This is a genomic window from Candidatus Polarisedimenticolia bacterium, from assembly GCA_036001465.1.
Classification (GTDB): domain Bacteria; phylum Acidobacteriota; class Polarisedimenticolia; order Gp22-AA2; family Gp22-AA2; genus Gp22-AA3.
The window spans coordinates 25034-35699 of the sequence record DASYUH010000088.1 but is presented as its reverse complement, the minus strand read 5'-3'; the positions used below and the strand labels follow the sequence as shown (position 1 = coordinate 35699).

The window sequence follows — 10666 nt, the reverse complement described above, 5'->3', positions numbered from 1 at the left end:
CGCCGAAGGCGTTCGGGGATAGAATCCGAGGCTCGAATCGCGGAGGAAAGCGCACGTGCGAACTCGAATCACGCTGCTGGCACTGTTGGGCGGGACGGCGCTGCTGGCGGGCTGCAACGACAACGGCAACACCACGACCATCATCAACCAGGGGATCGACTGCGGCCTGATCCGCGACGACCTGGTGGGAAACTGGACGATCGACATGACGTCAGCCAGTCGCACCTTGCAGAACTGCACGGGGGACGCACCGGGCCTCAGCGGCACCATCCTGATCGATGACTTCCCGCGGACGTACGGGGGCCCTGACGGCGTCAACGTGTTCGGGAGCGACGGGAGCACCAGCTTTCAGATCATCGCCGACCGGACCGACAGCGGTGACGACCCGACGGTCGACCGCGAGGTCACCGGCACGATCCAGGCCGATTCCTGCCTGGCGCTCCTGCGGGTCTGGGATCCGGACGAGGCGCTCTACGTCCAGTGCATCGGCACGTTCACCATCAGCAACGGAACGCTGTCCGGCGGATGCGATTCGGTCGAGATCGACTCCGACGGTATCGGCGGGCTCGACACGTCGTGCAGCCTCGATTCCAGCCTGGCGATCGACGCCAGCATCAACTGACGCGCAAGTCGCCGTTCCGGCCGGAAGGAGATTCCACCTGGACCCGAAGGAGATGCAGGAACGGATCGAAGAGGCCCTTCCCGGGGCCATGGCGCGCGTCGAGGGGGCCGAGGCCCACTTCAGCGCGGTGGTGGTCGCCAAGGCATTCGAGGGGAAGACTCGGATCGAGCAGCACCAGATGATCTACGCGCTGTTCCGGAAGGAGATGGCCGGCGGAGAGGTGCACGCGCTGCAGCTGCGCACCGTCACCCCGGCCGAATGGGAGAAGGAGATCTGAATGTCGCAGGACATCGTCGAAATGATCAAGAAGGAAATCGATTCCAACACCATCTGCCTGTTCACCAAGGGGACGGCCGACATGCCGATGTGCGGCTTCTCGGCGCGCACCATCGCCGTCTTCAAGGAGCTGGGGAAGCCGTTCAAGACGGTGGACGTCCTCCCGGACCCCCGCATCCGCCAGGTCCTGTCCTCGGTCAGCAGCTGGCCGACCATCCCGCAGGTCTTCGTGGGAGGCAAGTTCATCGGCGGTTGCGATATCGTGATGGAGATGCACCAGAAGGGGGAGCTTCAGCCCCTGGTCGAGCAGGCCTTCAGGACCCAGGCGGCGCCGGGCCGCTAGGCGCCGGCTCGATTCCCGGACGGGATGCCATGCCGTCCGGACCTCCCCGGCCCCTCTTCGTTCCCCCTGGCCCCGTGCACGGGAAGGTGGCGCTCCGCCCTCCCGGGGCCTAGATTCTGCCGCCGGGACGGACCGCGAGGGGGGAGGTCTGCCGCCTCAAGGCGGCCCCGTCCCCCGAGGGAAGGGGAGTCGCCCATACCGACACCAGCGGAGTACTCGAAGAGGGCGAAGCAGGCGGCGAGGGCCGGCAACTACGACCAGGCCGGGGACTTCTACCGCCTGGCGGGCGACTGGAAGCTGGCCAACGAGATGTACCTGAAGGGCAGCCACTTCGAGCTGGCCGCCCGGCTCGCGGAAGAGATGGGGGACCTGCCGAACGCCTCCCTGTATTACCTGAAGGCGGGGGACCTGGCGGCGGCCGGGGAGATCGAGCTCAAGCTGGACAACCGCGACAAGGCCGCGTGGATGTTCAACAAGGCCGGCCAGTTCGGACGGGCCGCCGAGCTCCTCGAGTCGACCGAGCAGTACGCCGCGGCGGCACAGAATTACAAGCGCGGGGGCTTCAAGGACAAGGCGGCGATCCTGTACGTCAAGGCGGGGCAGGAGGCGCTGGCCGCATCCCTGTTCGAGGAACTGATCGAGGACCTCAACCGGCAGGACCCCGGGGGCTTTCGCTCCGAGGCGGAGCGCGGGATGCTCCTCAGGTATCACCGCTTCGCGGGCGAGCTGCATTTGAAGCTCGAGCGGCCCGAGAAGGCCGCCTCCCACTTCGAGCTGGCGCTGATGTTCGACCAGGCGGCGGAGGCCTGGCGCCTGGCCGGCCACGCCGAGAAGGCGGCGGACCTTCTCCTGAAGCTGCAGCGGCCGGAAGAGGCGTTCCGCATCCTGCAGGAATCGGGGCGACAGCTGTCGTCCATGGCGCCGGGGGTGCAGGCCGAGATCCTGACGCGGCAGGGGAAGCACCGCGAGGCGGCCGAGATCCTCGAGGCGGCGGGAGTCCTGATCAAGGCCGCCGAAGCCTGGAAGGAAGCGGGCGAGCCGCTGCGCGCCGCGGTCCTGTTCGAGAAGGACGGCGAGACCGACCAGGCGGCCAACCTCTACGTGCGCGCCGGCAAGCACGAGGACGCGGCGCGCCTGTTCGAGTCGGCGCGCGACTTCAAGAACGCCGCCGAGCTGTACCGCAAGGCCGGCAGGACCGAGGACGCGGCGCGCGTCTACATGAAGGCCGAGGACCCGGTCGCCGCCGCCCGCCTGTACTACGAGAAGAAGAACTACGACGCCTGCATCAAGGCGCTGCAGAAGGTGACGCCGGAGGACCGGGAATTCCGCAAGGCGGCGTTCCTTCTGGGCCGCATCTTCGCCGAGCAGGGACTGCACACGCTGGCGGCCGACAAGTTCCAGGCCGCCCTCGACGGCGAGGACGTCAACGACGACACGGTGCTCATCCACTACTCCCTGGCGCTCGCCCACGAGGGGAACATGCGGCCGCGCGATGCGCTCCCCGTGTATCAGAAGATCGTGGCGTACGACTACTCGTACAAGGACGCCCTGTCCCGCATGAAGGCGATCGAGGAGACGCCTTTGGCCATGCTGGGAGCGCGCGGCGGCTCGAGGCAGGAGACCCAGGAGAGCGGCTGGTCCGAGCCGGGCCGCTACCGGATCGAGCAGTCCCTCGGCAAGGGGAAGCTCGGCGAGGTCTTCCGCGCAGTCGACACCGAGCTGGGCCGGAAGGTGGCCGTGCGGCGCCTGGCCGAGGGGCCGAACGAGACCGGCAAGGCCGACCGCTTCCTGAAGGAGGCGGCGACCGCCGCCCAGCTCAGCCACCCGAACATCGTGTCGATCTATGACACCGGCGCCGACGAGGCCGGCCGCTTCATCGTTTCCGCCCTCGCCGAGGGGCGCACGCTGCGCGCGCTCCTCGACGGCAAGGTGCGCTTCGAGGCGAACCGGGTCGTCGAGATCGGCCGCCAGATCCTGCAAGCCCTCGACCACGCCCACGGCCGCGGCGTCCTGAACCGCAATCTCCGCCCCGAGAACATCTTCGTCACCGACGACGACAAGGTGAGCGTGTCCGATTTCGGCCTGGGCATCCGCCTGACCGACCTGTCGACCCAGGAGCTCTCGGCCGGGCGCATCATCCAGTACACCCCGCCCGAGGTCCTCCTCAAGGACAAGGTCGATCAGCGCACCGACCTGTATGCACTCGGCATCGTCCTGTACGAGATGGCGGTCGGGCATCCCCCCTTCCAGGGGAGCGACGTCGGCCAGATGCAGGCGCACGCCCAGGTGCCGCTGCCCGGCCCCGGCGAGCGGCCGCTGCCGGAATTTCTCAAGGCGATCATCCTGCGCCTCATGGAGAAGGACAAGGAACGGCGCTACCCCGACGCGCGCGCCGTCCTCGCCGATCTCGAGCTGAAGGAGATCGTCCCCGGCATGACCGTCGCCAACCGCTACGAAGTCCTTGCCGAGATCGGCCGCGGCGGCATGGGGACCATCTTCCGGGCGCGCGACGTGGAGCTGGACGAGACCGTGGCGCTGAAGTTCCTCAAAGGGGAGATAGGCGCCGACCTGGCCGCGCGCTTCGTGCAGGAGATCAAGACGGCGCGCAAGGTGAACCACCCGAACGTCGTGCGCGTCTTCACGATGGAGAAATGGCAGGACCACCGCTTCATCGTCATGGAGTACATCGACGGCGTCTCGCTCCCCCGCTGGATGGGCAGGAGCCCGGCCCCGGGGCGCGGCGACCGCCTGCGGCTCGCGCAGCAGCTTGCCACCGCTCTCGACGCCGCGCACCAGATCGGCGTCGTGCACCGGGACATCAAGCCCGAGAACATCCTGGTGTCCGCCGGCGGCGACGCCAAGGTCCTCGACTTCGGCATCGCCCGTCCCGAGAACCCCGGCCACACCCTGACCGCGACCGGCGCCGTCGTAGGCTCTCCCATGTACATGTCCCCCGAGCAGATCCAGGCGATGGGGGTCGACCGCCGCACCGACATCTACTCCCTCGGCGCCGTGCTCTATTACCTGTTCACCGGCGTCGAGCCGTTCCACGGCAAGGACATCCAGGAAATCCTCATGAAGCACCTCTCCGCCCGTCCCCAGCCACCGCACACGCTGGACAAGACCCTGCCCCGCCCGCTGTCCGACGCGATCCTCCGCGCCCTCGCCCCGGATCGGAATCAGCGCTTCCAGACCGCCGCCGATCTCGGCAAGGCCCTGGCGATGGCGGTGGAGTCGGCGGCGTAGGTTATAGTCCTCCCATCAGGCCGGAGGTGGGACCCATGATCCGCGTGCCGGTTCGCCATGTGATCCAGCTTCTGCCGATCGTTCTCGCGACGGTCACGACCGTGTCAGCGGACGTGATCATGAAAATGAAGGTGGAAGCCGACGTGATTTCCTTCCCCGCAAAGGGTTCCTCGTCGAATCCCTGCCAGGTGCCGCTCCCGACCTTCCGTACGGGTGACAACCTGGTCCTCACCCTGGGGACCGACAGGGTCCGCTTGGATGGACCAGCCGTGTCCGTGATTCTCCGTCTCGATCAACGGCGCCTGTCTTTCGTCTTCCCGGGCGACAAGAAATACGCGTACCTGAAGCTTCCGATCGCGTATCAGAAATATCGGTCGGGATTCCAAAAAATGGCCGGTCCGGACCTTCTTCAGTTCCGTCTCGAAACCCTCACCGGGCCGGAGTCGACGAGCGGCCTGGGACGACCGGCGGTGAAATACTCCGCCACTCTGGCGAACGGGATGCGCAGCCGGTGGCGCGCCACCTTCGTGCTCACGAAGGACTTCCCCGCGGATCCAGGTCCGGCCGTGGCCCTCCGCATGGCTCTCCACAACCTGCGATTCAGTGGCGGTGGCTGGTTGGACCTCCTGCCGCTGGCCGGGGGGCTGCCGCTCCTCTGGGAAGAAGCCGAGCGCCAGCCCGAAACGGAATTCAAGTACAGGGAGGAAACGGTCGAGATCGAGCAACGGGACGTGGCGCCCGGAACCTATGATGTACCCGCAAGCTACACCAGGCTCGACTACGACCGGGACTGCATGCTGGTGAGGTATTAGCGGGTGAAGCGACGATGAAATGGAAAGGCGGGTGTTTCTGCGGCGCCGTCCGCTACGAGGTGAATGGGGATCCGGGCATCTCCACGCACTGCCACTGCGAGCACTGTCGGCGCACGAGCGGCGCGGCGTTTCTGACCTGGGTCGAATGTCCCGCGGCGGGATTCTCGTTCACGATGGGGACGCCGGGGTCCTTCCAGAGCCGGCCGGGAGTGACCCGATCCTTCTGCACCTCGTGCGGCACGCCGTTGACCTACAGGCATGTCGATACGCCCGGCACCGTGGACGTGACGGTGTGCAGCCTGGACGAGCCGGCGCGCGTGACGCCGCAGGACCATGTCTATCACGACGGCAAACTGCCCTGGGTCCGCCTCGCCGACGGCCTCCCGACCTATCGGCGGCGCCGCGCGGACGGCCCATGATGGCCGGAACCCCGTGAGCGAGGCGACGGGGTCCTCCACGCCGGACCGCCGTCTGCTCCTCGGCCTGAGCGGGACCAAGCTTCTCATCCACGTCCTGCTCGCGGACCGGTACGGCTATTTCCGCGACGAGCTCTACTTCCTGGACTGCGGCCGTCACCTCGACTGGGGGTACGTCGATCACGCGCCGCTGATCGGACTGGTGTCCCGGCTGGCGCTGATCCTCGGCGGCTCCCTGCACGCCCTCCGGATTTTCCCGGCCATCGCCGGGGCGGCCCTGGTGGCGCTGACGATGCTCATCGCCTGGCGGCTCGGCGCGGGCCGCTTCGGGCAGGGGCTGGCCGGGCTGGCGGTCCTCGTCGCGCCGATCTACCTGGGAACCGACAGCATCCTGTCGATGAACGCCTTCGAGCCCCTGTTCTGGATGGGGTCCGTCTATCTGCTCATCCGGATCGTGCAGACGGGGAACTCGCGGCTCTGGATGGGTGTGGGCGCGCTGGCCGGGCTCGGGCTCATGAACAAGCACTCGACGGTCTTCTTCCTCGCCGCGCTGGCGGCCGGCGTCCTGCTCACCCCGCTGCGGCGGGAGCTGCGAGGGCCCTGGCCGTGGGCGGGGGTCGCGATCGCGCTGGTGATCGTCTCGCCGAACGTGGCGTGGCAAATCGCGCACGGCTTCCCGACGCTTGAAGACCTGCAGAATGTTTCACGCGAGGGGAAGAACGTCGTCCTGGGGCCCGTGGCGTTCTTCGGCCAGCAAATCATCCTCCTGCATCCCGTCCTGTTCCCCTTGTGGCTGGCGGGCCTGGCGTGGCTGTTTGGGGGATCGGGCGGCCGGTATCGTGCCTTCGGGTGGACGTACGTCGCCCTGTCCGTCACCCTCTTCGCCTTGAAGGGGAAGAACTACTACCTCGCGCCGATCTACCCGGTGCTGTTCGCCGCGGGGGGGACGTGGCTCGATGCAGGGCTGTCCCGCTGGCGGGTCACGGCGGGCCGGATGTGGCCGAGGGGGGCGATCGTCGCTCTGGTCCTCGCGGCGGGGGCCGCGACGGCGCCCCTCTCGCTCCCCATCCTCTCCCCCGAGCGGTACGTCGCCTACGAGAAGGCGCTCGGTTCCGCGCCGCCCAAGACCGAGGTGGCCCACCGCGGCCCGTTGCCGCAGCTCTTCGGCGATCAGTTCGGCTGGGAGGAGCTGGTCGCGGAGGTGGCGCGCATCTATGACTCGCTGCCCGAGGAGGAGCGCGCCCGGACGGCGATCTACGCCAACAACTACGGCGAGGCGGGGGCGATCAACCTGTTCGGTCCGCGGCTCGGGCTGCCGCCGGCGATCAGCGGCCACCAGACCCATTTCTTCTGGGGTCCGCGCGGCTACACGGGAGAGATCGTCATCGTGCTGCAGGGGGACCGCGACGAGCTGCAGGAGCAGTTCGAGTCGGTCGAGACGGCGGGTGAGCACCATCATCCCTGGGGGATGGAGGAGGAGAACAACGAGATCTATCTCTGCCGCGGGCTGAAGACCCCGCTCGCCGTGCTCTGGCCGAGCGTCAAGCACTGGAACTGAGGAGGAGGTTGATGCAGACCATCCACGATCTGCCGCGGATCATCGAGAGGCACCGCGAGTCGGGCGAGTCCTGGATCGAGTTCCTGCGCGTTCCGTCGCTCAGCACGGGGGTCTACGTGCTGGGGGCGGGGGCCGCCGACCCCCAGGAGCCGCACACCGAGGACGAGGTGTACTACATCGTCGGCGGCCGGGGGATGCTGCGGGTCGGGACGGAGGAGCACGAGTTCATGCCGGGGAGCCTCCTCTACGTGCCGGCCCGGGCGGAGCATCGCTTCCACGACATCCGGGAGGAGCTCGTGGCGCTCGTCTTCTTCGCGCCCGCCGAGGGATCGACGGCCGCGTAGGATCGAGCCTGCGCCATTCCGGCCTACAATTGCGCCTGTCAGGCCCTGGCGGAAGGAGGGCGGCACTGATAAAGACCGGCCAGGAGCCTCCAGGGGAGTCCCGCCGTGCCGAAGGTCGAGGGTGGACAGGAGGGGTTGCGCGCCCTGGCGGCCGCGCAGTGGCGCATCGCCGCGACGCTGACCGCCGCGATGATTGCGCTGTACTTCGGGTTCATCCTGCTCATCGCCTTCAACAAGGCGTTCCTGGCCCGGCTGGTCATCCCGGGGCTGTCCCTCGGCATCCTGCTGGGGGCGCTGGTCATCGTCTGCTCCTGGCTCCTCACCTGGGTGTACGTGCGCTGGGCCAACACCCATTACGACGCCGGGCGGGGCCGGCTCCGGAATGGTGACTAGGGTGGAGCCCGTGACCCAGGTGGCCACGCGGATCGGAGAGCCGAACGCGGTCGCGATGGGGTTCTTCTTCCTCTTCATCGTGACGACCCTCGGCATCACCTGGTGGGCGGCCCGCCGCACGCGCACGACGGAGCACTTCTACGCCGCCGGCCGGGTGATCAGCCCAGGGCAGAACGGTTTCGCCCTGGCGGGCGACTACATGAGCGCCGCCTCGTTTCTCGGCATCGCGGGGCTCGTGTCGACCACCGGGTTCGACGGGCTCATCTATTCGACCGGCTGGCTCGTCGGCTGGCCGGTGGTCCTCTTCCTGATCGCGGAGCCGCTGCGCAACCTCGGGCGGTACACGTTCGCGGACGTGGTCGCCGCGCGCCTGCGCCAGGCGCCGGTGCGCATCGCGGCGGCGGTGGGGACGCTCGCCACGGTGACCCTGTACCTGATCGCCCAGATGGTCGGGGCCGGCGGGCTGATCAAGCTGATGTTCGGCATCCCGTACGAGTCGGCCATCGTGATCGTGGGGGCCGCGATGATCGCGTACGTCCTGTTCGGCGGGATGATCGCGACGACGTGGGTGCAGATCGTCAAGGCGTTCCTCCTGCTCGGGGGCGCGGCGGTCCTGGCAACGCTCGTCCTCGTACGCTTCGACTTCAACCCGGCGGCTCTCTTCGCCGCCGCGGCGGAGCGCTACGGACAGGGCGTCCTGTCGCCCGGACGCCTCGTGCAGAAGCCGCTCGATGCCGTTTCGCTGGGCCTCGCACTGATGTTCGGCACCGCGGGGCTGCCGCACATCCTGATGCGGTTCTACACCGTGCCGGACGCCAAGGCGGCGCGGACCTCCGTGTTCTACGCCACGGGGTTGATCGGGTTCTTCTACCTCATGACCTTCATTCTCGGGTTCGGGGCGATGGTGTTCGTCGGCCCGGACGCCATCCGCGCGGTCGAGCCCGGCGGCAACATGGCCGCGCCGCTCCTGGCCGAGTTCCTGGGCGGGACCGCATTCCTCGGGTTCATCGCCGCCGTCGCCTTCGCGACGATCCTGGCGGTCGTGGCCGGGCTCACCCTCTCGGGCGCCGCGGCCCTGTCGCACGACCTGTGGGTCCACGTCGTCCGCAAGGACCTCGCGAGCCCCAGGGAGCAGCTGCGCGTCGCCCGCATCGCCACCGTGGGGCTGGGAGTCCTCGGCGTCCTCCTGGGGATCACCTTCAAGGGCCAGAACGTGGCGTTCATGGTCGGGCTCGCCTTCGCCATCGCCGCCAGCGCCAACTTCCCGGCCCTGGTCCTGTCGATCTTCTGGCGCGGCTACACGACCAGCGGCGCCGTGACCAGCATGCTGCTCGGGACGATCACGACGCTGGTCCTGATCTACCTGTCCCCGACCGTGCAGATCGACATCCTCAAGCACGAGGCCGCCTGGTTCCCGCTGAAGAACCCGGCCCTCGTCACGATGCCGCTGTCGTTCGCCGCCGGCGTCGTCGTCTCGCTCTGCACCGCCCGCCGGGAGGAAGCGGCGGGGTTCGCCAGCCTGCAGCGGCGCATGCACCTGGGCGCGGCGGGGGAGCCATGAGCCCACCGCGCTGGCACCGACTCGGCACGGTCGACGACCTGAAGACGAAGCCGCTTCAGCAGATCAAGGCCGGCGACGTCTGGCTCGCCCTGTCCTTCAAGGACGGCGTGTTCGGGGCGGTCTCCGGCCGCTGCAACCACGCCGGCGGGCCTCTCGGCGACGGGCAGGTCGACGACCAGGGCTACATCGTCTGCCCCTGGCACCACTGGAGGTTTCATCGGATCACGGGCGAAGAGCGGCCGGGGATCCCGGCGGCCGTGCCGCGCCACGACCTCAAGGTGGAGAGCGGCGACCTCTACGTCGACCTGACGCCGGCGACGAAGCGCGTCCAGGCGCCGCACAAGCCCCACCCGCTGACCCGGGAGATCCGGCGCGAGCCGGGGCCGCTGCGCGTCGCCGGGATCTCGACCGCGGCGATGAACCGGACCTTCCCGCGCTACTCGACTTCGGAGGACCTGCTCCAGGTCGCGCTCGATCAGGCGGCCACCCGCGGCACCGAGACGAAGCTGATCCGGCTCAACGACCTCCGGTTCGGCACCTGCGAGGGGTACTACTCGCAGAGCGCCTGGGCCTGCACCTGGCCGTGCACTCTCACCCAGTCGAATCCGAAGGACGAGTTGACGGAGGTCTACGAGGCCCTGATCTTCTGGGCCGACGTGGTCCTGATCGCCACCTCGATCCGCTGGGGGGCCCCCGCCTCGCTCTATTCGAAGATGATCGAGCGGCTGAACTGCGTGCAGAACCAGATCACGCTGCACAACCGCGTGCTCATCCGCAACAAGGTGGCCGGCTTCATCATCACGGGCGGCCAGGACAACATCCAGGCGGTGGCCGGCCAGATGATGATGTTCTTCGGCGAGCTGGGGTTCCTGTTCCCGCAGTTCCCGTTCGTCGCCCACAGCCGCGGCTGGTCGGCGGAGGACATGGAGGAGAACATGGCCTTCGTCAGGAAGGACCCGCGGCTGCGCGACGGCACCCGGGCCCTGGCCGACCGCTGCCTGCAGATGGCCACGGTGCTGGTGGCGTCGGGCGAGGGGGCCGCGACGATCGAGCGCGGCGGCCGCAAGGCGTGCGCCCCCGACGGGCCCGCCTGAC

11 protein-coding genes are annotated in these 10666 nt (G+C 68.5%); all 11 read left to right on the top strand.

Features of this window, described 5'->3' with window-relative positions:
* Positions 1–55: 55 nt before the first annotated feature.
* The 11 genes from VGV60_16250 (at position 56) to VGV60_16200 (ending at position 10665) form a co-directional block, all read left to right on the top strand.
* Positions 56–622 carry a hypothetical protein gene (locus VGV60_16250; GenBank protein HEV8702824.1) on the top strand — a complete coding sequence of 189 codons (567 nt, stop codon included), beginning with the start codon at positions 56–58 and terminating at the stop codon, positions 620–622.
* Positions 623–674: 52 nt separating this feature from the next.
* Positions 675–899, top strand: coding sequence for a BolA family protein (locus VGV60_16245; protein HEV8702823.1), 225 nt, complete (start codon positions 675–677; stop codon positions 897–899).
* A complete protein-coding gene (gene grxD / locus VGV60_16240; GenBank protein HEV8702822.1) occupies positions 900–1241 on the top strand; it encodes a Grx4 family monothiol glutaredoxin in 342 nt (113 codons plus the stop codon).
* 24 nt (positions 1242–1265) lie between these two features.
* Complete coding sequence (locus VGV60_16235) at positions 1266–4487, top strand: protein kinase (GenBank protein ID HEV8702821.1); 3222 nt, start codon at positions 1266–1268, stop codon at positions 4485–4487.
* A gap of 35 nt (positions 4488–4522) precedes the next feature.
* A complete protein-coding gene (locus tag VGV60_16230) occupies positions 4523–5299 on the top strand; it encodes a hypothetical protein (protein HEV8702820.1) in 777 nt (258 codons plus the stop codon).
* Between the two features lie 14 nt (positions 5300–5313).
* Positions 5314–5718, top strand: a complete 405-nt coding sequence (locus VGV60_16225; protein HEV8702819.1) for a GFA family protein — start codon at positions 5314–5316, stop codon at positions 5716–5718.
* A gap of 13 nt (positions 5719–5731) precedes the next feature.
* The gene (locus VGV60_16220; GenBank protein ID HEV8702818.1) at positions 5732–7273 is read left to right on the top strand and encodes a glycosyltransferase family 39 protein; all 1542 of its coding nucleotides are present in this window, start codon (positions 5732–5734) and stop codon (positions 7271–7273) included.
* Between the two features lie 11 nt (positions 7274–7284).
* Positions 7285–7617 carry a cupin domain-containing protein gene (locus VGV60_16215; protein ID HEV8702817.1) on the top strand — a complete coding sequence of 111 codons (333 nt, stop codon included), beginning with the start codon at positions 7285–7287 and terminating at the stop codon, positions 7615–7617.
* Positions 7618–7722: 105 nt separating this feature from the next.
* Positions 7723–8010 carry a DUF485 domain-containing protein gene (locus VGV60_16210; GenBank protein ID HEV8702816.1) on the top strand — a complete coding sequence of 96 codons (288 nt, stop codon included), beginning with the start codon at positions 7723–7725 and terminating at the stop codon, positions 8008–8010.
* Between the two features lie 55 nt (positions 8011–8065).
* Positions 8066–9571 carry a sodium/solute symporter gene (locus VGV60_16205; GenBank protein ID HEV8702815.1) on the top strand — a complete coding sequence of 502 codons (1506 nt, stop codon included), beginning with the start codon at positions 8066–8068 and terminating at the stop codon, positions 9569–9571.
* The gene (locus VGV60_16200) at positions 9568–10665 is read left to right on the top strand and encodes a Rieske 2Fe-2S domain-containing protein (GenBank protein ID HEV8702814.1); all 1098 of its coding nucleotides are present in this window, start codon (positions 9568–9570) and stop codon (positions 10663–10665) included. Before VGV60_16205 ends, VGV60_16200 begins: the two co-directional genes overlap by 4 nt.
* Position 10666 lies beyond the last annotated feature (1 nt).

Coding starts and splice junctions, on each gene's coding strand:
- VGV60_16230 (HEV8702820.1), top strand. CDS start 4,523: ATGATCCGCGTGCCGGTTCGCCATGTGATCCAGCTTCTGCCGATCGTT.
- VGV60_16235 (HEV8702821.1), top strand. CDS start 1,266: ATGCCATGCCGTCCGGACCTCCCCGGCCCCTCTTCGTTCCCCCTGGCC.
- VGV60_16215 (HEV8702817.1), top strand. CDS start 7,285: ATGCAGACCATCCACGATCTGCCGCGGATCATCGAGAGGCACCGCGAG.
- grxD (HEV8702822.1), top strand. CDS start 900: ATGTCGCAGGACATCGTCGAAATGATCAAGAAGGAAATCGATTCCAAC.
- VGV60_16245 (HEV8702823.1), top strand. CDS start 675: ATGCAGGAACGGATCGAAGAGGCCCTTCCCGGGGCCATGGCGCGCGTC.
- VGV60_16205 (HEV8702815.1), top strand. CDS start 8,066: ATGGGGTTCTTCTTCCTCTTCATCGTGACGACCCTCGGCATCACCTGG.
- VGV60_16200 (HEV8702814.1), top strand. CDS start 9,568: ATGAGCCCACCGCGCTGGCACCGACTCGGCACGGTCGACGACCTGAAG.
- VGV60_16225 (HEV8702819.1), top strand. CDS start 5,314: ATGAAATGGAAAGGCGGGTGTTTCTGCGGCGCCGTCCGCTACGAGGTG.